Genomic DNA, 26,524 nt, shown 5'->3' with positions numbered 1-26,524 from the left:
TAGACCGATTGAAATAAAAACATCAGGAGATTATTGCAATGATTGAAAGATATAGTAGAGAAGAAATGCGTAATATCTTTAGCGATGAAAATCGTTTTAAAGCATATTTAGAAGTAGAACTTTATGCAACAGAAGCTTGGAGTACATTAGGGGTTGTACCAAAAGAAGACGTTGAAAAATTATTCGCTAATGCAAAATTTGACCTACCAGGAATTTTAGAATTAGAAAAAGAAACAAAGCATGATATAGTAGCATTCACTCGTAATGTTTCTAGTTATCTAGGCGATGAAAAAAAATGGGTGCACTATGGATTAACATCTACTGATGTTGTTGATACTGCTTATGGATATTTATATAAACAAGCTAATGATATACTTTACAGAGATTTATTAAATTTCCAAGAAGTATTAAAAGAAAAAGCATTACAATATAAATTCACACCATGTATCGGACGTACTCACGGAGTACATGCTGATATCAGTAGTTTTGGATTAAAATTCGCTCTTTATTATGATGAATTTAACCGTCATATCAAACGTTTTAATGAAGTAAGAAAAATTATCGAAGTAGGGAAAATCTCTGGAGCTGTAGGAACATTCTCAAATACTCCACCAGAAGTTCAAGACTATGTTTGTAAAAAATTAGGAATTGAATCAAGTAATATTTCAACGCAAACACTTCAACGAGATAGACATGCAGATTACTATGCAACTTTAGCATTAATCGCAAGTTCAATCGAAAAAATTGGGGTGGAAATTCGTCACTTACAACGTACAGAAGTAAGAGAAGCAGAAGAATTCTTCTCGAAAAATCAAAAAGGTTCAAGTGCAATGCCTCATAAACGTAATCCAATCTCAAGTGAAAACATGGCAGGATGCGCTAGAATTATGCGTGGATACATGTTTGCAGCATACGAAAACATTCCACTATGGCATGAACGTGATATTTCTCACTCAAGTGCCGAAAGAATCTTAAGTAATGATGCAACAACATTATTAGACTACATGTTAAACAGATTTACTAATGTTGTGAAAAATCTAACAGTATTTACTGATAACATGATTAAAAATATTTACGCTACTAATGGGGTAATCTTCGCTCAAAGAACAATGAGTAACCTTATTGAAAAATACTCATTCTCTCGTGAAGAAGCGTACGATTTAGTACAACCACTAGCGATGAAATCATGGTTCGAAGGTATTCCATTTAGACAACTTCTAGAAGAAAATGAAACTATTAAAAATACAGTTTCTAAAGAAGTGTTAGATAGTTGTTTCGATCTAAATGTACACCTTGTAAATATCGATAAGATCTATAAACGTATTCCAGGATTGGAAGATTAAAATAAAAAATAACAAGCTCAAAGAAAAGAGGTAGATTAAATGAAGTCAGACTTTCAAATTTCAAACGAATGTGAAAAGAAACATATTGCTGAAGTAGCAGGTAAATTAGGGATAAAAGAAGAAGATTTAATATTATACGGAAATCACAAAGCAAAAATCCAAACAAAAAATATTAAAAAAGATATTAGTGAAGATGCCAAACTATTACTAGTTACATCTATTAACCCAACATCAAGTGGTGAAGGAAAAAGTACTGTAACTATCGGTTTATCTGATGGATTAAATAGAATCGGAAAAAAATCTTGTGTTGCATTACGTGAACCATCTTTAGGTCCTGTATTAGGAAGAAAAGGTGGAGCAGCTGGTGGTGGATATGCTCAAGTAGTACCGATGGAAGATATTAACCTTCACTTTACTGGAGATATGCATGCTATTACTACAGCGCACAATGCAATTGCGGTATTAGTAAATAACCACGTATTTCAAGGGAACGAATTAGAGATTGATAGAATCGTCTTCAACCGTGTTATGGACATGAACGCTCGTGATTTACGTCATGTAAAAGTAAATGCAGGGACGGACTTAGAACGCCTTGATGGATTTGACATTACTGTAGCTAGTGAAGTAATGGCTATTCTATGTCTGTCAGAAGGTATTGCTGATCTTAAAGAAAAATTAGGTAATATCCTTGTAGCTTACAATAAAAAAGGTGAACCAGTTTACCTAAAAGATTTGAAAATTGAAGGTGTTATAACTTCATTATTAAAAGATGCAATTAAACCGAATATTGTTCAAACATTAGAGAACAATCCAGCAATTATTCACGGTGGACCATTCGCAAACATTGCGCACGGATGTAACTCAATCTTGGCGACAAAAACAGCTTTAAAATTCGCTGATTATGTAATTACAGAAGCAGGATTCGGAGCTGACCTAGGAGCTGAGAAATTCTTAAATATTAAATGTCGTAAAGCAGGTCTTAAGCCAAAAGCTGCAGTAGTAGTAGCAACAGTTAAAGCATTAAAACTACATGGAGACATTGAAGAAAAAGATCTAAAAGAAGAAAACTTAGAAGCATTAGCTAAAGGTGTTCAAAACTTAGAAAAACACATTGAAAACTTACGTAAATTTAATTTACCAATAGTAGTAGCTCTAAATGTCTTTGTTACAGACACTGAAAAAGAATTAGCATTCTTAGAAAACTGGGCTAAAGAACAAGGTGTAGAATTCTCTCGTACAGAAGTATGGGAAAAAGGTGGTCTTGGTGGAATAGACCTAGCTGAAAAAGTAGTAAAAGCTGTAGAAGGAAATGACAAAGAACTACAATTATTGTACAAAGACGAAGCTTCAATCACTGAAAAAATTGAAACAGTATGTCGTGAGATTTACGGAGCAGATGGAGTTAACTTCTCAGATGAAGTAAAATCTGAAATCGAAAGAATCGAAAGTCTTGGATTCAAGCATTTACCAGTATGTATGGCGAAAACTCCAGCTTCATTAACAGATAATGCAAAAATCAAAGGGCGTCCTACAGGATTTAACATTACTATTAACGATGTTAAATTAAGAAGTGGTGCAGGATTCGTAGTAGCATATGCGAATAAAGTACTAACAATGCCAGGACTTCCAAAAGTACCAAGTGCATTAAATATCGATATTGATGAAGAAACAGAAACAATCATTGGGATTTTCTAGTAGTATATTCCTAAAAAAGTAAAGAGTTAGACTTGTCTAGCTCTTTACTTTTTTAAGGAAAAATATAGTGTATTAAAGAATTTTTATACATGTAACTAATGTAAATACAAAAATAAAAAATAACTATAGATTTATTTATTATTTTGGTTATAATATACTTGAGAAAGTATATATTGAGTTATTTTATGTTTATATTAATGGGGATTTCCATTAATATTTATAGAGGAATTAAGACAGGAGGAAATATAAATGATAAGAAACGAGAAAACATATGGTTTTTTCAGAAAAACTAAAAAGTATGGTTTAATTGGATGTATAAGTTTTTGTGGAATTTTAGTATATGGACTAACTGATAACAACCAAATAGTAAATAAGGAGGCACAAGCCGCAGTTGTTAAAGGTGGAGCTGATATTGTGGATGCAGATGTTCACAATAAAGAGACTAGCGGTGTGGCTATGACCTATACTAGTTTTGATAGCAATGGATCAAAACAGGTTGCTTCAGGTAGTGGAGTATTTGTCGCACCGAATGTTATGGTGACAGTTGCTCATAATTATTTAGATAAAGACAAAGCTTCTGGATCGGGTTATGTTCGTGGAGGTAATAGTGCCCAAAGCTATGTTGTTATGAACTCTGATACGGAAAAACGTAACAATACACCAGCGAATGGAACTAGTGATATCATACCAAAAGGAAATATTCATTACTATAATCAGAAAGAATTTGCTAAATCTTATGAAAATGATTTAGCAGCTGTAGTTACAGAACGACCTGTAGAGGCGATGACAAATGGTGAAGATAAACCACGTGAACTTGGTGTTGCTAGTCAAGGTGATAATATTACTTTGATAGGTTATCCGAATGATTTCTCTTCGAAAAGATTGTCAGAAGCAACGAAAGCAAGATTAAAAGATGGAAAAATGTATAAAATCTCAGGGATACTATCAAGCCTAAATACAACTACTGGTGACGGTACTTATAATACGAGTGCTTTAGGTGGATTTTCAGGAGGGCCAATCTTTAATGATAAAGGTGAAGTTGTAGGTATTCATCAACACGGTACAAATACGGACGCAGGAACTGACGCCGAGCAGCATGGAGGAGGTTTATTTTTCACTGATAAACATAGATCTTGGATAAACAAGATAATAGAAGAACATGGTATTAAAGGTTGGTTTGTTAATGGGAATGATAAATATTATTATGATAACAACCATAGGGCGTTAGTTAGTACAGAGCGAGAAATAGATGGTGCTAGATACTCATTTGATAGTAATGGACGTGGAAGATTACTATCAGGTACAGAGAAAGGAAAAGTAGTACTTAGAATTAAGAATGAAGCTGGAGAAAAACTAGTAGAAAGAGTTGTCGCGCAAGGTAACGTAGGTTCTGCGGTTAATTATGACTTTAAACAAGACAAGGAAAATAAAGATTTATTTGGTAAAAATCCTAACGCCACAATTGTGTCTATAGATGGAGAGGCGATTAATAAGAAATTTAATGAAAATTGGTCTAAAGACTTTGTAAGTAAACTATCATTAGGAAATACATATATTGATGCTATCATTAAAGGAGACAACTTCGTTAGAACACAACCTGGCCAAGTTGATACATCTGGTGATGTTACGCTTCCTAAACCGAGTGAAGAGGTGAAGAATGCACCGAACGGATTGCGTAATTTCAATGCAACAGCGATTATAGTAACTCCTGATGGCACAGGATCGGGTACATTAATTGAAAAAGATTTATTACTTACAGTTGCTCATAACTTCTTGAAGTTTGAGAACGGTAAGGTGACGGAAAAAGCTACTGGTAATAATGATAAAAAATATTATGCAGTACTTCCAAATGGGAAAAAGGTATTCTTTACAGACTCTGATATTCATTATTGGAAAAAAGATGATTCAGTTGTTGGATTTACGCATGATCTTGCTTTAGTTAAGTTTAAAGAAGTTGTGGATAATGTTACCCCTGCTGCTGTAAAAGAAGATGTATCTGTTGTAAATAGCGGTGATAAAGTGTCAGTTTATGGTTTTCCTGATGGTAAATTAAAGCCAGTTATCGACACTAAAGTTACCGATGTAGTAGATCGAGGTGCTGGATTAACTGGAATTGGATATACGGGTACTAAACCAGGTGCATCAGGTGGTGGACTTTATAATGATAAAGGTGAAATTATCGGAGTGCATCAAAATGGTGTCGTTGGGGAAAGAAGTGGTGGATTAGTCTTTTCTAAAGAACAACTCGATTGGGTAAAATCTTATATTGATGGTAATCCGAAAGCCCCTGTATATAGAGAAGAAAAAAATGTAGACTACGGCGATGTTGCTGAATTTGAATTGAAGGATTTAAAAGATGATTCTAAATTAAAACAATGGTTCAGTGATAGAATAAAAAAAATAGGAACTGAAGATAAAATAAGATTATCTGTTGATGGAAATATATTATTTGAGAAAAAAATAGATACCGCTACTAAAGAAGATTTTGAGATAAAAACAGGATTATATAAAATTGAATCATTAGTTGAGAAAGAAGAAAAAATTCCTTTTGATACAAAATATGTAGCAGACAAAGAACTAAACAAAGGCGAAAGGTCTGTAATTAAAAAAGGTATTGAAGGAACACTTAAAACGACTTACATCAAGGATGAAGATGGAGAGTTAATAAAAGAAAAAGAAACTAAAGAACCAGCTGTTGATGAGGTAGTTAAAGTAGGGGTTAAACCAATAGAAAATACAAAGGAAATTCTGTCAAATACAAAATATATAGCAGATAAAGAAAAAGCAAGAGGACTACCTAACAAGCGCATAGAAGGTTCTAATGGTTATGAAAAAGAAGTTACAAAATATACACTTAATAAAAAAGATGGAACAATAAGTGAAACTGTAGAGAAAACAGAAAAGAAAGCAACTGATACAATAATAAAAGTTCCGGCGAAAGATAAAGTAGAAATAATAGAAATCCCAAGTCCAATAAGATACGAAAAAGATAGTACGAGAGAAAAAGGCCAAAATAATATTACTGTTTTTGGAGAAAAAGGGATGAGAAAAGTAACGACAACGTACGAAGTAAATCCGAAAACAGGAGAAGTAACAGAGCGAATAGGAACGCCAGAGATAAAAGAAGCAACAGAGACAGTAGTGAAAGTTCCAGCGAAGGATAAAGTAGAAGTAACAGAGATCCCAAGTCCAATAAGATATGAAAAAGATAGTACGAGAGAAAAAGGCCAAAATAATATTACTGTTTTTGGAGAAAAAGGAACAAGAAAAGTAACGACAACGTACGAAGTAAATCCAAAAACAGGAGAAATAACAGAGCGAACAGGAACGCCAGAGGTGAAAGCCGCAACAGAAACAGTAGTTAAAGTTGCCGCGAAAGATAAAGTAGAAGTAACAGAAATCCCAAGTTCAGCAAGATACGAAAAAGATAGTACGAGAGAAAAAGGCCAAAGTAATATTACTGTTCTTGGAGAAAAAGGAACAAGAAAAGTAACAACAACGTACGAAGTAAATCCGAAAACAGGCGAAGTAACTGAGCGAACAGGAATGCCAGAGATAAAAGAAGCAACAGAAACAGTAGTGAAAGTTCCAGCGAAGGATAAAGTAGAAGTAGTTCAACGAGAAAATGGGAAGAAGGTAAAAGTAACGACTGTATATACGGTTGATGAAAAAACAGGAAACATAATTCAAACAGAAAGAGAAGAAGAAATCTCTAGTGAGGATTTAACATCTAAATCAGATGAAAAAGCCCCAACTGTAGAAGAATTAAAACCGTTCGAAGGTGGAGTGAATCCTGCAGAATCAGTAGTGACAGAAGAATTAAAACCATTCGAAGGCGGAGTAAACTCAGAAATAGCATCGGTTAAAGAAGAATTACCTGAACTAAAAGTAGCACTTTTAAGAGATGAAGAAGGAAATGTCTTAGATGTTTTAGCGAATTCTGAAAAACCAAAAGAGCTAAAAGGCTATAAATATACAGGAAAAGAAGAAGTAGATGGCGAAGGAAATAAAATCTACATTTATGAGAAAGATAAATCAGGTGTTATAACATCTAAATCAGATGAAAAAGCCCCAACTGTAGAAGAATTAAAACCATTCGAAGGCGGAGTGAATCCCGCAGAATCAGTAGTGACAGAAGAAACTATACCGTTCGAAGCTGGAGTAAATTCAGAAACAGCAACAGTAAAAGAACAATTACCTGAACTAAAAGTAGCTCTTTTAAAAGACGAAAAAGGTAATATTTTAGATGTTTTAGCAATTTCTGAAAAGCCAAAAGAGCTAAAAGGCTATAAATATACAGGAAAAAAAGAAGTAGATGGCGAAGGGAATAAAATCTACATTTATCAAAAAGTTGAATTAGAGAATTTTGATAACAAAAAACAAGAAACTGTTGATGTTTATCAATCTCAAAATACTGAAAGTCAAAATGAGACTACTGCGTCTAAGAAAGCACAAGTCCAAAAACTACCTAATACTGGAGAAACACCTGTAGAAAGTGGAGTATTAGGTGGAATGTTACTTGTCGCAACAACGATGTTATCTAAACGAAAACTAAAAAAATAATATAATAACATAAAGAGGTCGATCCAAAAGGCCTAAATTTTAACAAAGAGTATATGAAAACTCATAGACGCAGTGGTTTATTGATATCTAAAATCGCTTTTAAAACGCTTTTTAGATATCTAATAAACTTGCGGGGGTGACTCGACAAAATCTTGTTTCTTCGAAATCACGATTTTTGAGTCACTCCCAAACTATAAAAGTTTTTAATGAAAACGCATAATAGTGAACAAAGTGTGAAAATGATCTATATCGTCCGATAATTTTGAGTTTTTTATAAAAAATGGTTGTAAACGTCTGTATTTGTGATATAATAATTAATGGAAAAAATATTTGCTTTCAGGAGGCGTAACTAATGTCAATAATCGTAGTAGTAGGTTCACAATGGGGAGATGAAGGTAAAGGTAAAATTACCGACTTTTTAGCAGAACGTGCTGATGTAATTGCTCGTTATCAAGGGGGTAACAATGCAGGACATACTATTAAGTTTGATGGAAAAACTTACAAACTTCAATTAATCCCATCTGGAATTTTTAATGAAGAGAAACTTTCAATTATCGGAAATGGTCTAGTAGTAGATCCTAAATGGATTTGTGGTGAGATTGATAGACTTAAAGAAAGTGGAGTTACTTGTAAGGGATTAAGAATCTCTAATAGAGCACATGTAGTATTACCATATCACTTAAAACTTGATGAAGTTGAAGAAGCTCGTCGTGGAGAAAACAAAATTGGTACTACTAAAAAAGGAATCGGACCATGTTATGTAGATAAATACAAACGTTGTGGTATCCGTATAGCTGATTTATTAGATACTGATCTATTCAAGAAAAAATTAGAACAAAATCTGAAAGAAAAAAATGAACTATTCGAAAAAATCTATGAAACTGAAGGATTCACAGTAGAAGAAATCTTCAATGAGTATTTCGAATATGGAAAACAATTAGCTCAATATGTTACAGATACTTCTAAAGTATTAGAAGATGCACAAAATGAAAATAAAAATATTTTATTTGAAGGTGCGCAAGGTGTTATGTTAGACATCGACCACGGAACATACCCGTATGTTACTTCATCTAACCCATCTGCAGGTGGAATTACAGTAGGTAATGGATTCGTACCAACAAATGGACTTAAAGTACTAGGTATTTCAAAAGCTTATACTTCACGTGTAGGGGATGGACCATTCCCAACAGAATTATTCGATGAAATCGGAGATACAATTCGTGAAGTTGGTCATGAGTACGGAACAGTTACTAAACGTCCACGTCGTATTGGATGGTTCGATACTGTAGTAATGCGTCACTCAGCTCGTGTATCTGGTATGACTAATCTGTCAGTAAACTGCTTAGACGTTCTTACAGGACTTAAAGAAATTAAAATCTGTACAGCATACGACTATAAAGGTGAAATCTTAACTGAATACCCAGCAAATGAAAATATCATTAAAGATTGTAAACCAATTTATGAAATATTACCAGGATTTGATGAAGATATCACAGGTGTAACATCACTAGATGAGCTTCCTGAAAATGCAAGAAAATATTTAGAAAAAATTGAAGAACTAGTAGGAGTTAAAATCTCTGTATTCTCTACAGGACCAGACAGAACTCAAACTCACTTATTAGAAGATTTATGGAACTAGTATAAAGATTAATATAAGAATTAAACCTCGAGGTATAGAGTGTTATGCCTTGAGGTTTATTTTTAAGAAAAATTATTCTAAGCAAAAATAATTATGTGACGAAAATGTCACGTCGTTAAATGTTTAAATAGAAAAAAAGAGTTAACACTAAGGTGTGAGACAGTTTTGTCACGATTTCAAAATAAGAATTAATTTAATGATAGAATATAGAAGAAATCACTATTATAATAGTATTTACTTACATCTATTTTAGATAAATATAGTAATAAATTTTAGCTAGTATTAAATTTAGGAGATGAAGAATGAACGATAATAAAATGCATGGACGAGTTTAAAAAAAACTAAGAGAGGAAAGAGGGTATAAATTAAAAGATGTAGTAGGTGATGTGATATCTACAAGAACATTAATGCGTTTTGAAGCTGATGAAACTAGTATTTCTATTTCTATTTTTGAAAAATTATTAGACAATTTGAATATTAATTATTTAGATTATTTTACTTTTTATTTAGATAATACAGACTTCGAGACTACTGAATTTGCTAATAAATTACAGAAACTGTTGCAATCAGGTTCTTCATCAAAGTTAGTAAATGAATGTAAAAAAGAGTTAAAGAAAAAAGATATAGATTTTAGTAAGAGATTAACTATATTGATTTATTTAAATAATATTCTATGGGATAAGGATAAAGAATTATTTGAAGAGAATAGAAGATTAATAAAGGATAGAATTGATTCATTGGATAAATTGGGATCTGATGAAATTTACGGACTGTTTATTTTAATATATTTGTCTTCAAAAGGTGATTATTCAGTAGAATATATTGAAAGGGTTATTGAAGATTGCTTTAAAAATATCCCAGTAAGAAATTATTTGAGTAAATATATGAGTGCTGCATATTGTGATTTGTTAAAAGTAGCGCTATCGTTCTTAGTAAGAGCTGGTTACTATGAATTAGCTGAGAAAAGATGCAAAGAGACGCTTAAGCTATTTAATGAAAATCCGTTGTTAATAAATAGAGCTGCCTTTTCTAAGGAAGTCGTTGCAATAATGGCTACGCTATACTTAAGGCAAAATAAGGAAGAAGGAGTTATTTTAGCGAATAAAATTCTGAAATATGAAAATATTGTTGCTGAGATTACTGGTGATTCTTATTACAGACAGGTAAGGGATGTAACTTATGAAGCTTATTGTAAAGTTAATAAGACAGGTATTGATATAGAATTTTAACAATAGATGTATTTATAAAATAATATATTTTAAAGAAACTAATTTGCTACATAGTGACTTAGTTTCTTTTTTACATGTTCAGTTTTAGACAACGCAAAAAGATTAAGCGACTAAAAAAGCAGAATATGATGCTGTAGTGATGCCTTATGGTAAAAATGTAAAATATAAAATTGCATTAGATCTACGTTTCGTAGATAAATTCAAAGAATACATGGATTATACTCTAAACTGGAAACAAGAAGGTATAACTATGGATGAAATGTTCGCTAAACGTAAGGAGTTGCGTAAAGAATTAAAATCTATAGAAAAAGAAATTAACCACAAATTCCTTTACGACAGATATAGCCATGAAGATGATTACGAAATCAATCTTAAAAATATGTCTGAAGAAGAAAGACTTAAAATGTCACAATATGGTATTTACTTATTAAATCAAATCCGTAGTCAATTCGGACTTGAACCATTAAAAGTAAACAAAAATTCAATGCAATTAGCAAAAGAAATCACAGAAACTGTAATGAGAGATAACCACTCTAACCTAAATGCAGGTCACTACATCAAAGGTATCTCTGAAGTTGCAGCAAAACATGGTTTAATTAGAGACGCTAACTACTATGAAAACCTTTATAATGCAGGTTCAACAACATTCAGTGACCACAAAATGTCACGAAACGCTCTATATGAACATGTTTATAACTCAGTAACGTTATTCTTTTATGAAGGAACTATTTCAGGTGGTTATGGTCATGCTGAATCATTATATAGAGCGAAAACACCAATGGGACTTGCTGTAGCTCACTTCGAAAACGTAGGGGATGATTACAATATCAACAGACTACCAAAAGAATTTATTGAAAAAATAAACAGTATATTGAATACGATGAATTTGGAAACATTCTAAAATTCAAGCCTATACCACTTGATTTTCTTGAAGAATATTATAAATTACTACTTAAGTTACCAAACCGAGGTATAATTAAAATTTCTTATGTTAAATTTGAAGAAAATGCGGCAATTCCAGGTAGAAGCGAAGGTAGAAGTTTCATCTATGATGACCCAAGTGCTGACGCAATGGAAAGAGCTAAACAAAACTTCATTGCTAAATACTCTAATGAATCAAAAGATACAGTTGAATTACCAGCAGTACCAGATCTTGAAAGTTTCAAGAAAGCATACGTTGATGCTGTAAAAGTTCGCGAAAGTAAAGAACAACCAGTAGTAGATGCTAAAGCTAATCTAGATAGTGCTACTAAAGTATTAGATAAACTTAAAGCTACTGAAAAACAAACAGAAAAAGCAACAGCTAAAGTACAAGAAGTTGATGTTAAAATCAACAACTTAACTACTAAAGCAGATGAACAACAAAAAGTTGTAGACCAACTTGAGTTAGATAATGTTAGGTATATTGAAAAAATGACTAAATCAGCTGCTGACTTAGACTCTGCACAAAAAGATGTAGAAGAAAGTGCTAAATTATTAGACCAAGCTAAAGAATTGCAGAAATATATTGAAGGTGAGATTAGTAAAGTAAATACTAAGATTGCTGAGCTAGAATCTGATGTAAAAGCAACTGAAGAAGAATTGAATAAAGCAAAAGCTGATTTAGAAAAAATAAGAATGGATAGAATTCAGTTAGATCAAAATAAAGAAAAACTAGCTAAAGCTCAAGAAGCAAAATCTAAGTTAGAAGAAGAATTAAAAGCTCTTAATACTGAATTAGATACAATTAAAAAACAATTGATAGAAGATACTAAAGAATTCGAAAAGATTAAAAGACAGTATAAATTAGAAAACTTCAAATGGGCTGTATTAGATGAAGATAATTCAATAGAACCAATTGAGTTTGATTTAGAGAAATACTTAAGACAGGAAGAAGAGAGGAAAAGACAATCTGAAATAATTCCAGAAGATCCAACTCTTCCAGAAACTCCTATTAAAGAAGAAAAACCTAATTTACCAGGAACACCGGAAGATAAGAATCCTGAAAAAACAGGAGAACCAGGAAAAGGATCAAAAAAGATCAAAACCCAGGTAAAGAACAAGATTCAGGAAAAGAACAAACTCCAGGTAAACTAGGAGACCTAGCACCAGGTAAATTAAACAACAAACCTAACTTACAACATCCAAGAGTTAATTCAAATGGATTAACTACTCTACCTAATACAGGTGAAAGCCAAACAGGAACGGCAATTATAGCAGGATTAGTAGCGCTAGTAGTAGCTGCGAGACTACGTAAAAACAAAGAAAATAATTAAGATAAATAATAGTTTAATTGTCTCCCTTTTTATTAGGAAGGGGGATAATTATTTTATAAATATTAGGTAGAAAAGAATATAGTTGAAAAGGAATATTGAAAAAATAAAGATAATAAAATTTAAAAATAAATTAATGAAATTTTAGTGCTAAATTTTTATTAAAGAAATTTTAAGGCAATGAATTTCTTAGAATTTAATACATTTAATAGATTCCGATTTTCACGTGATTTTTACTGTTATATGATAATGGAAATTAATTTAAAGAATTTTAGAAAATAATTACCTAAAAAATAATTTTAGTATTAAATTCAAAAGAGTGTCACTGATGTCACTTTCCTGCGAATATTAACTATAATATGCTTGAAAGTGACAATTTTAACACAAAACGTAAATTATGAAAAAATAATGCTATAATAATAAATGTCTATAAGAGTCCGTACTTATTATTTACTATAACAAAGGATGAAGTATCATGTTAACACTTTTGGTTATTTTTTCGTTAACAATGATATTCTAAGGGAAAAAGTTATAATAATTTTATAGAAAAGAAAGTTGAAGTTTATAAAAATAATTTTGTTAACTTGCCATTAAAAATTAATTTAAGAAAAGTTGTTTAAATTAATTTGTTTTTTAACAAAATTGGAGAAGAAAATATATTATGTACCTAAATATAATTAAGAAAAAATATAATAATGATGAGAAAAGTATTAATTTTGAAGTTTATAAACAAGGGTAATTAAACGGAAAATAATATAGGCATAAAAAAGAGTAACTGTGTTGTGTTGTGTTGTCGGTTACTCTTTTTTAATTTGTCTAAATTATCAGACGTTATAGAAAAATATTTAAGAAAATATCAAAATAATAGAAGTATCATAACATAAATTACATTATTTATGATATAATTGATATAAAATTTATTTAGGAGGCGGATACTTAAATGGACAACAAAAATATGCATGGAAAAATCTTTAAGCAGATTAGAGAAGAGCGTGGGATTAAATTAAAGGATGCTGCTGGAAATGCTATTTCAGTAAGAACACTAATCAGATTTGAAGCAGATGAAACAAGTGTTTCGTTAGAAGTATTTGAACAGTTGCTTAGAAATATAGGGATTTGTTATCAAGATTTTTTTTCCGAGTATTTACCTCTTGTAGAAGTAGATCAGACAGGATTTGTAGCAGAATCAAAACGATTAGAAATAGCGGGTGGACAATCGTTAATTAAAAGTTTAGCGATTAAAACGCTGGAACAAAATGAGAATATTTCGATTACTACTAGACTTTATATCGAACAGTTTCTATGTGTACTAGGAGAAACTCAAGGACCACAGATCATAAGAGATAATAGGAAAATTGTTTTAGAGCACTTAAGAAGTCTAGATAAGCATAATATTAATGAATTGTTTACTTTAACTTTTATTATGGGAACAACTAATGATGATGAATTTTCAGATGAATTTATTCGTCGTGTAATTAATGAGTCTTTAGTTCCTATAAAGTCTGACAATATGTTTTCTTCTGACAAAGGTGAAAGATTGTTACTATTGTTAAATAGTGCTATAGCCCTTTTATCTAGAAGAGGTCATGTAGAAGAAGCAGAAGGATACTGTATTAAGGCTATTGAATTATTGAAGGAACATTATGTACATGTTACGTATTTTATTTTTCATGTAACTTCATTTAATTATATATTGGCACAGATTCAACTTAAATTGAATAAACCAGAAGGTGTTGAACTTGCAAATAAATGTATTCGTCTACTAGATGCTCAAATAGATTTAAATCACATACTTGTAGATAATCTAACGAAAGATAAATTAGTTAAATGGTTTTATGAAAGAAATAAAACGGGAATTGATTTCGAGTTCTAATAAAACTATATTATGTTCTAATATAATTTATAATAAAGAAATTCAAAACGTGAGGATAGTATTCTATACTGTTTTGAATTTTTTATTGAATTATATATTAAAGCGTTTTAATTTTATATGAATAATATAAGTTTAATTTTAAGTAAAAGCGGTATCATATAATTATAGGGTGATAACAGTAATTAATCCTATTTAGAAAAAAACAATAAAAAGAGGTGTAAATAATGTCAATATTAAAAAAAGCATGGTTATATATAACTAGGAAAAGTTTTAAGTCATTTGTTATATTCTTGATATTAGTAACAATGTCATCATTAATTTTAAGTACTATTTCAATAAAAAAATCAACAGATGCTTTGTCTAAAGAAACTTTCCAGAATATAACTAGTAGTTTTTCTATGGAGATTAATAGAAAAACTAATCCAGGAACTGCTAGAGGTGCTGGTAACTTAATCGGTGAGGATATAGAAAAGATTAAGAATCTTCCTGGTGTGAAAAAATATATAAAAAGAATGAATGTGAGTGCTGATCTAGTTGATTTAGAACCGTTAAAACTGGCTAATCATCAACAAGAAGAGAAAAACAACAAACAAAGACAACTTTTCTCTAAAACTGTTATTGTAAGTGGAACTAATGATTCTTCATTAGATGATAGATTCTCTGCAGAGACACTAAAGTTACAAGAAGGTAGACATCTTAAAGATGATGATAAAAATTCTGTTTTAATTCATGAAGGTTTTGCTAAGAAAAATAAAGTAAAAGTAGGAGATAAGATCAAACTAAAAGGTAATCCAAATGATGCTGATAATGAGAAAAAATCTGATAAAGAGGTTGAAGTCACAGTAGTTGGTATTTTTGGAGGACAGAATAAAGGCGCAACTTCTAGTCATATGGAGCTATATGATAATATTTTTATAGCTGATACGCAAACAACAAAAACTTTATATAACTATGAAGATGGAAAAGAAATATATCAAGATGCAACGTTCTTAGTTGATGGAAAAGATAAGGTAGATAGCATAATTAATGATGCTAAGAAATTACCTATTAACTGGAAACAATATATGCTTGTTAAAAGTAATCAAAACTTCCCAGCATTACAACAATCATTAGATACAATATATAGTTTAACTAATGGTGTATTTATAGCTACAATAGTATTTAGTATAGTAATTCTTTCTCTGATTTTATTCCTATGGATAAACAGTAGAAGAAGGGAAATTGGTGTAAGTTTAGCAATTGGGATGACAAAAGCAAGTATTATTGGTCAATTTATACTTGAAGTATTGCTAATTAGTATTCCAAGTTTCATAGCTTCGTATTTTGTTGGAAGTGCAATAAGCCAAAGTATTGGTAATCAGATTTTACAACAGTCTATTAAGTCTGTAAGTAAGACGATATCAAATCAAGCTAATGGTGTTAATCTTGGAGCAAATGCAGAAGTTGAAGGTGCGAATAAAATTATTACAGCGCTAGATGTAAGTGTAGGCCTTGGCAATATGTTAACAGTAGTTATTGTAGGAATTGTAATTATTATCGTTGCTGTAGGTATTGCTTCTAGTAGATTGGCTTATAGAAAACCAAAAGATTTATTATCGGATATTAACTAATGTAAGGAGAAACTGATGAGTATTTTTAATAGGGCATATCTTTATATTATTAGAAAAAAAGTTAGGAGTAGCATTTTATTTTTCATTGTTACTTTAATATCATTTTTCTTGCTAAGTGGAAGTATACTAAACACAACTGTAGGAAGCATCTCTAAGAACTTATATAAAGATGTTAACTTTGGATTTACTATTGAAAGCATAGATAAATCAAATAAGGAAATAGAAAAGGATACTTTGAAGAAAATTAATGAAGTTGCTGGAGTAAACGAGAAGAACTATCTTTATGCGAAGTCTGTTAATGTAGTAGATAAAAAAGTTGTTCAAGAAAATCAAAATATTACAATTACTGAGGAAATGAAAAATAAAAGTAATTTAGTAATGATGAATGGAATAACTTCTACAAAAAATAATATAGATTTCAAAAGTGAAGTTCTGAAGCTAGAAAAGGGAAGACATATAGAAGAAAATGATCAAAATAAAATCTTAGTTCATGAAAAATTTGCTACAATCAACAATTTAAACTTAGGTGATAAGATTAAATTAGAACAAAATGGTAAAACTGTTGAATTTGAAGTAGTTGGAATTTTTTCAGGGGAGAAGACTAATAACTTTGAAGGATTAAGTTCAGATTTTATAGAAAATACTGTTTATACAGATTATAACTCTAGTCAGGAGTTATTAAATTATTCAACAAGTAATCGAGTGACATCTGTTGAGTATGGAGTAAATAATCCGACTAATTTAGATAATATTATACGAAACGTTGAGAATTTAGGAATTAATAATATTTCAGTATCAAAATCTAACAAAAATTACGAATTGATTACTTCTTCAGTTGAAAGTGTTACAAAACTTACGAACATGATTAGAATAGGTAGTGTTATTGTAGGAGTTGTGATTTTATCGTTAGTACTTATGTTTTGGATAAGAGAACGATTATATGAAATTGGTATTTTACTTTCGTTAGGTATAAGTAAAATCAATTTAATTTTACAATTTGTTGTAGAAACATTAATGGTTACGATATTCGGCTTTTTATCAGCTTTAGGACTAGAGTTTATCTTACTTAAATACATTAGCGGTAATGCTACAAGTATTTTTTCAGAAGATTTACCAAAGATAATTAGCGATGAATTAACAAAAATTTCGATTAATGGTTCGAATATCATAGGTGTGATAATAGTTATGGTAACTATTGTGATAATTTCAGTCGTAGTTGCTTTATTACCAATATTAAAAATGAAACCGAAGAAAATTTTAACGCAAATAAATTAGAGAGGAATAAGAAATGTCGATTTTTAAATTAAAAAATGTAGATTACTTATATGAAAATAGCAGATCTAAAGTGCTAAGTGGAATTACTTATAACTTTGAAGTAGGAAAGTTTTATGCAATAATAGGGAAATCAGGAGCAGGTAAATCAACTTTATTATCTTTATTAGCAGGGCTAGATAGTCCTTCAAATGGGGAAATATTATTTAATAATGTTAATATTGAAAAAATAGGATATAGTGAACATAGACGAAAAGATATTTCTCTAGTATTTCAAAATTATAATCTAATTGATTATTTAACACCACTAGAGAATCTTAAATTAGTTTCGAAAAATGCGAACAAGGATACTCTTCTAAAACTTGGATTGGAAGAAGAACATATTAATCGTAATGTTATGAAACTTTCAGGGGGTCAACAACAACGTGTAGCTATTGCAAGAGCATTAGTATCAGAAGCTCCGATTATTCTTGCTGATGAACCGACAGGAAACTTAGACGAGAATACTGCACAAGAAATTATAGATATTCTGAAAAAAGTTGCAGTTGAGAATAATAAATGTGTAATTGTTGTTACTCATAGTAATCAATTAGCAAATGCTGCTGATGTGGTATTAGAATTAAAAGATAAGAAGTTGAAAGTTAGATAATATGTATATAATGGGCTCAAAAGTAAATAGTTGGGTCCATTTTTATTTATTATGGTATAATATTTAAAAAGATATATAGTGATAGAGGTGCTTAATGAAGTTATTTTTTGTTAACGATTATGGAAGGGGAGCGCATCCAAAAATATTAGAAAAATTATCAGAATCAAATTTTGAGATAGAATATGGTTACGGTAGTGACAGTTATTCAGAGCAAGCGAAAAACAAGATTAGAGAAGCTTGTGGTAAAAACGATGCGGAAATTTTTTTCTTATCAGGTGGAACACAAACGAATGCTGTTGTTATTAATGGATTGCTACGTTCATACGAAGGAGTAATAGCTACTGATACGGGACATATTAGTACTCATGAAGCGGGAGCGATTGAAAATACTGGAAGAAAAGTAATAGAACTACCTAATGCTGATGGTAAACTTAAATTTGAAGATGTCAAAGAGTGCTTAGAAAACTTCGAAAAAGATGCTAATAATGCTCACATGGTAAGACCTGGTATGGTGTATATTTCTTACCCAACTGAATATGGAACATTATACAGTAAAGAAGAATTACAAAACTTATATGAGCTATGTAAGGAATATAAAATCCCATTATTCGTCGATGGTGCAAGATTAGGATATGGATTAACGTCTAAAAAATGTGATTTAACATTTGAGGAATTTGCTAATTTATGTGATGTTTTCTACATCGGTGGTACGAAAGTTGGAGCATTATGTGGAGAAGCTATTGTATTTTCAAATAATAAGTATGTTCCTAAACAATTTATTACAATAATTAAACAACAAGGTGCATTACTAGCAAAAAGTAGATTGCTTGGTATTCAATTTGATGTTTTATTTACTGATAATTTATATTTTGAAATTAGTAAACATGCTATAGAGATGGCTGAATTATTAAAGAAAGGTCTTATAGATAAGGGATATAAACTATACGTAGATTCACCAACAAATCAACAATTTGTTATTATAAATAATACAGACATGGATAAATTAAAAGAAATTGTTGAATTTGCATATTGGAAAGCGTTCGATAAAGATCATACTATTATACGTTTTGTTACAGACTGGGGAACTAAAAAAGAAGATGTTGAAAAATTAATTGAAATATTATAATATAAAAAGCTTTAAAAGTAGAAAATCTATTTTTAAAGCTTTTTATCGTGTTAGTTATAGTTTAGTTTTTAGACAAAACAGTTTTTCTAGTTCGTTCATAGCTTCTTCAAAACTGTAAACTAGTGTACCATGTTTTAAAATACCACCAAGAACATAATGGTTCATTGCATAGCTAGGTATATCGTATTTGTTAGCAGATTTTAATCTAATATCTGAATTTATTGCAATAATTTTTTTGTTTAGTGCAATAGCTATTCCTAATTCTACCATAACTCCGCTGTCTTCGTTAGTTACATCTGCTAAGAAAATATCACAATTTTCTACTGCGTATGTATCTCCATTGAAAATATCTTGAGGTGTTGGTAATGTTTGTTTATCTTCATTGAAAGGTTGCTCGATTGGATTGAATACAGATAATCTTTCTCCAAATCTTTCACTTAATAATTTCCCCTCTTTTAAACGTTGAGCGATTTCCGCTTCATTAAATAGTGCTCCTGCTAAATAAAGTTTCATAGACAAATCCTCCTTTGTTGTTATATAAATTATAATATATATGAGGTGTATTTTACAACTAATGTTGGAGGGAAGTGATAGTGATTATAAATTCTACTAGTTATTTTAATCTATTTCTATTATAATAATTATAGTAGTAAAGAAAATATGTGAGGATATTATTGATGAAAAGTGTAGTACTTTGTGAAAAGCCGTCGGTTGCTCGTGATATAGCGAGAAATCTTGGGGCGAAAAATAATAAGAATGGTTGCCTAGAGGGAGATAAATATGTAGTTACATGGGCATTGGGACACTTGATTACCCTTCAAACACCGGATAAATATAAAGAATTTAATAATGTGAACTTAGAAAGTTTGCCGATGATTCCAAAATTTATGAAGACTGAAATTATTAAGAAGACTTTTAAACAATATAAAGTAGTGGAGAATGCTCTAAATAGAAAAGATGTTAAAGAAATTATTATTGCAACTGATGCTGGACGTGAGGGAGAGTTAGTTGCGCGCTACATTATTGATAAAGCTAAATGTAATAAAAATATTAAACGTCTATGGATTTCATCTGTAACTGATAAAGCTATAAAAGATGGATTTAAAAATTTAAAAGATGGAAAAGAATATCTTGGATTATATCATTCTGGTATAGCTCGTGCTAATGCGGATTGGTTAGTCGGGATTAATGCTTCAAGAGCCTTAACTTTAAAATATAATGCATCTTTAAACTGTGGCCGAGTTCAAACACCAACTTTACAGATGGTTTTCGAAAGAGAAGAAAAAATCAAACAGTTTAAGCCAAAAGATTATTATACATATGAAGCTCAAATTGATGGTGTTAAATTTAGCTGTGGTAACAGTGAGTTTAATCTAGAAAAAGCAGAACAGTTTATTAAGAAGAATATTAATAAAGATATTAAATTTAATGATGTTCAAAAAAAATCTAAGACTTCTTCGGCTAAACCATTATATAATTTAACAGATATTCAACAAACAGCAAGTGCTTTATTTGGGATGTCACCGAAACAGACACTAAATATTGTGCAAAGTTTATATGAAAGACATAAAGTCTTAACGTATCCTAGAACTGATAGTAGATATTTAACTAGTGATATGAAAAATACTCTAAGAGATCGTGTACAAGCTATAGGTGGAGATTTTAAAGAAATTATTGCAAAACTATTAAGAGAAAAAGACTTAAATGCTAAGAAAATTATTAATAATGCAAAAGTAAGTGATCACCACGCGATTATTCCTACAGAACAAAGACCAAATTATATGTCGATGTCTGAGATGGAGATGAAAATTTATAATTTAGTAGCGAAAAGATTTTTAGAAAACTTATTACCTGAATATAAATATGAAGAAACAACTTACTCGTTTACTTTGGAGAATAAGGTATTTTCTGCAAAAGGTCTAAAAGTTCTTCAGGAAGGTTATAAAGTTTTAAGTAAAGAAGAAATCCAAGATAAAGTTATTAATCTAAAGAATAATAGTCTTAAACTTGAGTCATTAGTCTATAATAAGAAACAAACTACTCCTCCAAGTTATTATACTGAAGGTAGTTTAATATATGCAATGGAAAATCCATTTGAATTTGTTGATGATGAGAATGAAAGAAAAATTCTTAAGGAAACAAATGGTATCGGAACTGTTGCGACTAGGGCGGACATATTAGAGAAACTGTTCACGAATGATTATTTAGTATTGGACAATGGAAGAATTAAAACTACTAATAAGGCTAAACAGCTTTTAAATTTAGTTCCGAAAAATCTAAAGAGTCCGTCTCTGACAGCGGTATGGGAAAAACAACTTGATAATATTGCTAGAAATAAACTTTCTAAAGATAAGTTTCTAAATGATGTTAAACAATATACAAAATCTTGTATCGCAGAAATTAAAGATAGTGAAGATAAGTTCAAACACGATAATATTAGTGGTAAGAAATGTGAAGAGTGCGGAAGCTTTATGTTAGAAGTAGATAAAAAAGGAACTAAAATGCTAAAATGTTCTAATCCGAGCTGTCGTAATCGCAAGGTCATTAGCCGTTTAACAAATCTTCGTTGTGATAATTGTCATAAGAAAATGACATTATTCGGAAATGGAGAAAATGCTACATATCGTTGTCAATGTGGAAATTCTTTAAAACAAAAAGAAGTTGATAAGAGAATTAAATCAAGCAAAAAAGATAAGGCTAGCCGTGTAGATATGAAAAAATACATGAAGCAGGAAAAATTAGAGAATAATGCACTGGCTGGATTAGCAGGATTGAAGCTTAAGTAGAATTATAGAGTTACATCTTGTTAAATTTATAGATTGTGTTTAATTAATATTGATGATAAAAAATTTTTTTTCGTATAAATGTAGTGTTAAAAGCAAGTCTGTGCTATAATGTATATTGAAAAAATTTGTCTGAGAGGTATATAATGAAATATGTATCAGTGGCTGTAGATGGGCCAGCAGGATCTGGAAAAAGTACGATAACAAAAATGGTAGCTGAAAAACTAGGATTTAACTATGTTGATACTGGTGCTATGTATCGTGCATTAACGTATAATTTTCTATCTAATGATTTAAAAGAATTGGAAGAAAATAGAATTAAAGAATTACTTGAAGATTTAGATTTTAGAGTAGAATATGTTGATGGTGTTCAATATGTATATGTAAATGATGTAGAGGTTAGTGATAAAATACGTACTGCAGAAGTTAGTCAGTATACATCTTTATTCGCTAAATCTCCTGCAGTGAGAGAATTCCTAATTGATACTCAAAGAAATCTAGCTCATACTAATAATATTATTATGGATGGACGTGATATTGCTTCTGTTGTCCTACCTAATGCAGATGTTAAAATTTTTTTAACAGCGTCTGTTGAAGAAAGAGCAAGAAGAAGAGTATTGGATTTTGAACGTCAAGGTTTAGAAAATGTTGATTTCGAAAAAGTTAAGGAAGATATTAAAGCTAGGGATTGGCAAGATGAAAATAGAGATATTGCTCCACTAGTAAAAGTTGACTCTGCAACATTAGTAGATACAACATCTATGACTATTGGTGAAGTTGTTGATAAAATGACTGAACTAGTGAAAGTTGTAGAAAGATAATATATAATAGGAGTGTAGCATGTATAATTTTGTAAGAAAATTATTAAGTTTATTTTATAAAACATTTTATAAGGTTACGATTGTTAATAAAGAAAAAATAGAAAATGCTAAAGGTGTAGTAATCTCAGGAAATCACTTGAGTAATCATGATCCATTATTATTCCCAGCTTTTTTCGAGAAAAATATCCGCTTCATAGCTAAAGAAGAATTGTTTAAAATATTTTTTGTTAAACAAGCTTTAGAAGCGACAGGAGCAATTCCTATAAAAAGAGGTACGTTTGATAGAACTGCGATAAATAATAGTATTAAATTACTTAAAGAAGGTGAAGTTGTCGGGATTTTTCCTGAGGGTACTCGTTCTCATTCAAAAGATTTAGACCTTGGTCAATCTCATAACGGAGCGTCATTTATTGCTACGAGAGCAAAAACAAAAATTATTCCATTTGCTATTATCCCAAATAAAAATTTTAGAATTTTTTCTAGTATTAAAATTGTAATTGGTGATGAGATAGATGCAACTTCTTTAAAAGAAGAAGGTAAGAGTCACGATGAAATTACTGCTATTTTAATGGAAAAAATTTCAGAATTGATTGCAAAGGAGAAATAAAGTGTACGAAAAAACGATTAAATTTAAATTAGAAAAGAAATTTTTCAATCAAGCTGGTTTTTTAGATAATAAATATGTTTATGAATGGATGAATCTTGCTAAGAAGTATTATTTAAACGGTTTGGGTATAGATATCGATTCTTTAATTAACTATAATTTATATTATGCTGATATTGATGTTAAGTATTCGATAAGATCTAATATAAGATATAATAGTCAAGATATTTTTATTAAAGCATGGATTGAAAAACATAGCGGAATTAAAACTATTTTTTCTTATGAATTTTTTGTAGATGGAGAAGTAGTTATTATTGGTTCAAGTTCGCACAATATTCTAGGAACAGATAGTGATCGAGCTATAAGAATTGATAGAAATTTACCAAAATGGGATCAAATTCTTAAAGACGTTGTAGCAAATGAATATAAAGATTAATTATAAATAATTAAAGGAGTTTCTCACTAGTATGAAAATTTCATATTTCTGAGAGACTCCTCTTATAATTTTAAAACTTTTCAATGGATTTACGAATGTAGATATATTAAATATAGCCTGTTTAATTGATAAATAATTGATTTTATTATATACTTTATAGTGGTTTAAAATATGTTTATTTTTTGAAAAACATATTTAATTATTGAGAAAGAAAGGTAGATAGTATGATATATTTAGATAATTGTGCTACGACTAAACCGTATAAAGAAGCTCTAGATGCTTTTGTGGAAGTTAATACGTCTTACTATGGAAATCCAGCTAGTATCAACAAATTTGGAAAAACAACTAATAAACTTCTTTCAGCTGCAAGAGCTCAAGTGGCAACTATTCTTGGTGTAGGGGAAGAAAATATCTTTTTTACTTCATGTGCTACCGAGAGTAATAATATTGCATTATTAGGAAGTGTTGAACACAAGAAAGATTTTGGAAATAGGATTATAGTTTCTAAGATTGAACATCCTTCAGTTTTAGAAACATTTAGAGAACTAGAAAAACGTGGTTTTATTTTAGACTATGTTAATGTTGATGAGAATGGTATTATAGATTTAAATCATTTAAAAACATTATTAACGAAGGAAACTATATTATTAAGCGTGATGCATGTTAATAATGTATTCGGGGCAATTCAACCTATCAATGAAATTTCTGAGATACTAAAAGAGTATCCAAAAGTTCATTTTCATGTTGATGGTGTTCAAGGAGTTTTAAAAAATAGCATTGACCTTTCAAAAGTTGATAGCTATTCTATTTCTGCACATAAATTTCATGGTCTAAAAGGTATAGGAGTGTTGTATTTAAAATCTAGACGAACAGTCCATAATATTACTTTTGGTGGTGGTCACGAGGATGGATTACGTAGTGGAACAGTAAATGTTGCAGCTGCGGTGAGTTTAGCAAAATCGTTAAGATTATCACAGGAAAAAGTTGAAGCGATAAAAGCTAAGCATAAGGAATTTAAAAAACTTATCGTTGATGAATTCTCTAAATATAAGCATATAGTAATTAATTCGCCATTAAGTGAAAATTTTGTGGATTCTATTGTTAACATTAGCTTACCAAAAATTAAAGGTGAGGTAATTGTTAATGCCTTGAATTATAGAGGTATCATGGTATCTACTACAAGTGCTTGTTCTTCAAAAACATTCCATCTTAATGAGGCGTTGTATGCAAGGGGATTATCTAAAGAAAATATAGAAGGTAGTATTCGAGTTAGTTTCTCATATGAAACTACAAGAAAAGAAGTTGAAACGTTTATTGAAGTACTAATAGATGAGTACAATAAAAAATTTAAAGAGGTAATTGAAAGTGGAATTTAGTCATATTATAGTAAGATATGGAGAGCTTACTCTAAAATCTGGGAATAGAAATGAATTTCTAAAAAAACTTACAAAAAATATTAGATATAATTTACAAAGGTTAACAGGTTTTCATGTTCAAACAAAAAGAGATAGAATGTATATACATTTAGATCACAATGAAGATGTTCATGAAATTATGGAAAGATTAAAAAGAGTACCAGGTATTCATAATTTTTCACCTGTATTAAGAGCAGGATTAGATGTTGAAGAAGCTAAGAAGGTTATTGATAAACTGCTTGAAACTAAGTTAGATAAAGAATACAAATTTAAAATTCAAACTAAACGTCCAAATAAGAACTTCCCACATACTACAAATGAATTAAATAATGTGTTTGGAAGCCATGTGTTAATAAACTACAAAAATTTAAAAGTGAATGTAAAACAACCGGATTTTGTTATAAATGTAGAAGTTCGTAGTGAAGGGATATTTATTTTTACAGACTTTATAAAAGGGGTGGGTGGTTTCCCGGTTAATACTTCTTCGAAAGCTTTATTACTATTATCCGGTGGTATTGATTCACCAGTAGCCGCACATACTCTTCAAGTTAAAGGTGTAGAAGTTGAAATGATTCATTTCCAATCACCACCGTTCACTTCTGCTGAAGCATTACAAAAGATTTTTGATTTAACTATTAAGTTAAGTGAAGTAGTAGGAAAAATTAAATTACACGTTGTTAACTTTACTAAGTTACAAACAGAGATTGTTAAACGTGTTCCATCGAATTATACTATGACTTCAACAAGAAGATTCATGTTACGCATTGCTGAAGAAGTGGCTAAAAAGGAAGGCTGTTTGGCTATTGCAACTGGAGAATCTCTTGGACAGGTAGCATCACAAACTTTAGAGTCGATGAATTGTATTAATGAGGTCACTAACTTACCGATATTAAGACCATTATTGACAATGGATAAAGTTGATATAATTAAAATTGCTCAAGAAATTGAAACATTAGAAATTTCTAATCTTCCTTTTGAAGATTGTTGCACAATTTTCACGCCAAAAGCACCAAAAACAAAACCAAGATTAGAAAAAATTAAAGCTTATGAAGCACGTGATGACTACTCAGATTTAATAGCTGAGACATTAGATAGTGTTCAAACATATTTTTTTGATAAAAATGGTAGAGTTATTACTCAAGATATGAGAGAACAAGAAGTTAAAAAAGAAGAAAAAGAAGATTTTTCAGATTTATTATAAAATAGAAAGTGAG

At 30.3% G+C, this 26,524-nt stretch carries 20 protein-coding genes; 19 read left to right on the top strand and 1 reads right to left on the bottom strand.

The features are described 5' to 3' along the window. The first annotated feature begins 38 nt into the window (after positions 1 to 38). The 13 genes from purB (at position 39) to ACWOA3_RS02955 (ending at position 19,251) form a co-directional block, all read left to right on the top strand. Positions 39 to 1,343, top strand: a complete 1,305-nt coding sequence (purB, locus tag ACWOA3_RS03015) for an adenylosuccinate lyase (protein ID WP_316446735.1) — start codon at positions 39 to 41, stop codon at positions 1,341 to 1,343. Positions 1,344 to 1,382: 39 nt separating this feature from the next. Beyond that, the gene (locus ACWOA3_RS03010) at positions 1,383 to 3,038 is read left to right on the top strand and encodes a formate--tetrahydrofolate ligase (RefSeq protein WP_456884020.1); all 1,656 of its coding nucleotides are present in this window, start codon (positions 1,383 to 1,385) and stop codon (positions 3,036 to 3,038) included. A gap of 249 nt (positions 3,039 to 3,287) precedes the next feature. Further along, complete coding sequence (locus ACWOA3_RS03005; RefSeq protein WP_456884017.1) at positions 3,288 to 7,601, top strand: trypsin-like peptidase domain-containing protein; 4,314 nt, start codon at positions 3,288 to 3,290, stop codon at positions 7,599 to 7,601. A 352-nt stretch (positions 7,602 to 7,953) separates the two neighbouring features. Continuing rightward, a complete protein-coding gene (locus ACWOA3_RS03000; protein WP_456884014.1) occupies positions 7,954 to 9,240 on the top strand; it encodes an adenylosuccinate synthase in 1,287 nt (428 codons plus the stop codon). A 386-nt stretch (positions 9,241 to 9,626) separates the two neighbouring features. After that, entirely contained in the window at positions 9,627 to 10,469 is an 843-nt protein-coding gene (locus ACWOA3_RS02995; protein WP_456884013.1) for a hypothetical protein, read from the top strand. 139 nt (positions 10,470 to 10,608) lie between these two features. Next, complete coding sequence (locus ACWOA3_RS02990) at positions 10,609 to 11,370, top strand: SEC10/PgrA surface exclusion domain-containing protein (RefSeq protein ID WP_003145948.1); 762 nt, start codon at positions 10,609 to 10,611, stop codon at positions 11,368 to 11,370. 170 nt (positions 11,371 to 11,540) lie between these two features. Further along, positions 11,541 to 12,545 carry a hypothetical protein gene (locus ACWOA3_RS02985; RefSeq protein ID WP_456884012.1) on the top strand — a complete coding sequence of 335 codons (1,005 nt, stop codon included), beginning with the start codon at positions 11,541 to 11,543 and terminating at the stop codon, positions 12,543 to 12,545. After that, the gene (locus tag ACWOA3_RS02980) at positions 12,479 to 12,724 is read left to right on the top strand and encodes an LPXTG cell wall anchor domain-containing protein (RefSeq protein ID WP_456884133.1); all 246 of its coding nucleotides are present in this window, start codon (positions 12,479 to 12,481) and stop codon (positions 12,722 to 12,724) included. Before ACWOA3_RS02985 ends, ACWOA3_RS02980 begins: the two co-directional genes overlap by 67 nt. A gap of 937 nt (positions 12,725 to 13,661) precedes the next feature. Continuing rightward, positions 13,662 to 14,594, top strand: coding sequence for a helix-turn-helix domain-containing protein (locus ACWOA3_RS02975; RefSeq protein ID WP_003145950.1), 933 nt, complete (start codon positions 13,662 to 13,664; stop codon positions 14,592 to 14,594). Between the two features lie 224 nt (positions 14,595 to 14,818). Next, a complete protein-coding gene (locus ACWOA3_RS02970) occupies positions 14,819 to 16,204 on the top strand; it encodes an FtsX-like permease family protein (RefSeq protein WP_442566139.1) in 1,386 nt (461 codons plus the stop codon). Positions 16,205 to 16,219: 15 nt separating this feature from the next. Continuing rightward, positions 16,220 to 17,479 carry an ABC transporter permease gene (locus ACWOA3_RS02965; protein ID WP_456884011.1) on the top strand — a complete coding sequence of 420 codons (1,260 nt, stop codon included), beginning with the start codon at positions 16,220 to 16,222 and terminating at the stop codon, positions 17,477 to 17,479. Positions 17,480 to 17,492: 13 nt separating this feature from the next. Continuing rightward, positions 17,493 to 18,125 carry an ABC transporter ATP-binding protein gene (locus ACWOA3_RS02960; protein ID WP_456884010.1) on the top strand — a complete coding sequence of 211 codons (633 nt, stop codon included), beginning with the start codon at positions 17,493 to 17,495 and terminating at the stop codon, positions 18,123 to 18,125. Between the two features lie 94 nt (positions 18,126 to 18,219). Next, a complete protein-coding gene (locus ACWOA3_RS02955) occupies positions 18,220 to 19,251 on the top strand; it encodes a threonine aldolase family protein (RefSeq protein WP_456884009.1) in 1,032 nt (343 codons plus the stop codon). Positions 19,252 to 19,305: 54 nt separating this feature from the next. On the opposite strand, the gene ACWOA3_RS02950 is transcribed toward ACWOA3_RS02955, so the two are convergent. Continuing rightward, on the bottom strand, positions 19,306 to 19,764 hold the full coding sequence (locus tag ACWOA3_RS02950) for a nucleoside 2-deoxyribosyltransferase (RefSeq protein ID WP_204642336.1): 459 nt from the start codon (positions 19,762 to 19,764) through the stop codon (positions 19,306 to 19,308). Positions 19,765 to 19,928: 164 nt separating this feature from the next. Here ACWOA3_RS02950 and ACWOA3_RS02945 point away from each other — a divergent pair, with 164 nt between their 5' ends. The 6 genes from ACWOA3_RS02945 to thiI all read left to right on the top strand — a co-directional run bounded on the left by ACWOA3_RS02945 (position 19,929) and on the right by thiI (position 26,511). Then, positions 19,929 to 22,037 (top strand): DNA topoisomerase III, encoded by a 2,109-nt coding sequence (locus tag ACWOA3_RS02945; protein ID WP_456884008.1) that lies wholly within the window; start codon positions 19,929 to 19,931, stop codon positions 22,035 to 22,037. Positions 22,038 to 22,180: 143 nt separating this feature from the next. Beyond that, the gene (gene cmk / locus ACWOA3_RS02940; protein ID WP_442566144.1) at positions 22,181 to 22,855 is read left to right on the top strand and encodes a (d)CMP kinase; all 675 of its coding nucleotides are present in this window, start codon (positions 22,181 to 22,183) and stop codon (positions 22,853 to 22,855) included. A gap of 19 nt (positions 22,856 to 22,874) precedes the next feature. Continuing rightward, complete coding sequence (locus ACWOA3_RS02935) at positions 22,875 to 23,462, top strand: lysophospholipid acyltransferase family protein (protein ID WP_003145962.1); 588 nt, start codon at positions 22,875 to 22,877, stop codon at positions 23,460 to 23,462. 1 nt (position 23,463) lies between these two features. Then, complete coding sequence (locus ACWOA3_RS02930) at positions 23,464 to 23,895, top strand: hypothetical protein (RefSeq protein ID WP_456884007.1); 432 nt, start codon at positions 23,464 to 23,466, stop codon at positions 23,893 to 23,895. A 224-nt stretch (positions 23,896 to 24,119) separates the two neighbouring features. Next, positions 24,120 to 25,271, top strand: coding sequence for a cysteine desulfurase family protein (locus ACWOA3_RS02925; RefSeq protein ID WP_456884006.1), 1,152 nt, complete (start codon positions 24,120 to 24,122; stop codon positions 25,269 to 25,271). Continuing rightward, positions 25,261 to 26,511: a tRNA uracil 4-sulfurtransferase ThiI gene (thiI, locus tag ACWOA3_RS02920; protein WP_456884005.1), complete on the top strand. Its 1,251-nt coding sequence runs from the start codon at positions 25,261 to 25,263 to the stop codon at positions 26,509 to 26,511. The genes ACWOA3_RS02925 and thiI overlap by 11 nt, the downstream gene beginning before the upstream one ends. Positions 26,512 to 26,524: the final 13 nt, after the last annotated feature.

The sequence above is a fragment of the Gemella taiwanensis genome (genome assembly GCF_054054385.1).
The sequence above is the reverse complement of the archived record's forward strand: the minus strand, read 5'-3'. Positions and strand labels throughout refer to the sequence as shown.

Coding starts and splice junctions, on each gene's coding strand:
- cmk (WP_442566144.1), top strand. CDS start 22,181: ATGAAATATGTATCAGTGGCTGTAGATGGGCCAGCAGGATCTGGAAAA.
- ACWOA3_RS02975 (WP_003145950.1), top strand. CDS start 13,662: ATGGACAACAAAAATATGCATGGAAAAATCTTTAAGCAGATTAGAGAA.
- ACWOA3_RS02950 (WP_204642336.1), bottom strand. CDS start 19,764: ATGAAACTTTATTTAGCAGGAGCACTATTTAATGAAGCGGAAATCGCT.
- ACWOA3_RS02960 (WP_456884010.1), top strand. CDS start 17,493: ATGTCGATTTTTAAATTAAAAAATGTAGATTACTTATATGAAAATAGC.
- ACWOA3_RS02965 (WP_456884011.1), top strand. CDS start 16,220: ATGAGTATTTTTAATAGGGCATATCTTTATATTATTAGAAAAAAAGTT.
- ACWOA3_RS02990 (WP_003145948.1), top strand. CDS start 10,609: ATGCCTTATGGTAAAAATGTAAAATATAAAATTGCATTAGATCTACGT.
- ACWOA3_RS02925 (WP_456884006.1), top strand. CDS start 24,120: ATGATATATTTAGATAATTGTGCTACGACTAAACCGTATAAAGAAGCT.
- purB (WP_316446735.1), top strand. CDS start 39: ATGATTGAAAGATATAGTAGAGAAGAAATGCGTAATATCTTTAGCGAT.
- ACWOA3_RS03000 (WP_456884014.1), top strand. CDS start 7,954: ATGTCAATAATCGTAGTAGTAGGTTCACAATGGGGAGATGAAGGTAAA.
- ACWOA3_RS02945 (WP_456884008.1), top strand. CDS start 19,929: ATGAAAAGTGTAGTACTTTGTGAAAAGCCGTCGGTTGCTCGTGATATA.
- ACWOA3_RS03005 (WP_456884017.1), top strand. CDS start 3,288: ATGATAAGAAACGAGAAAACATATGGTTTTTTCAGAAAAACTAAAAAG.
- ACWOA3_RS02985 (WP_456884012.1), top strand. CDS start 11,541: ATGGAAAGAGCTAAACAAAACTTCATTGCTAAATACTCTAATGAATCA.
- ACWOA3_RS02955 (WP_456884009.1), top strand. CDS start 18,220: ATGAAGTTATTTTTTGTTAACGATTATGGAAGGGGAGCGCATCCAAAA.
- ACWOA3_RS02935 (WP_003145962.1), top strand. CDS start 22,875: ATGTATAATTTTGTAAGAAAATTATTAAGTTTATTTTATAAAACATTT.
- ACWOA3_RS02970 (WP_442566139.1), top strand. CDS start 14,819: ATGTCAATATTAAAAAAAGCATGGTTATATATAACTAGGAAAAGTTTT.
- ACWOA3_RS03010 (WP_456884020.1), top strand. CDS start 1,383: ATGAAGTCAGACTTTCAAATTTCAAACGAATGTGAAAAGAAACATATT.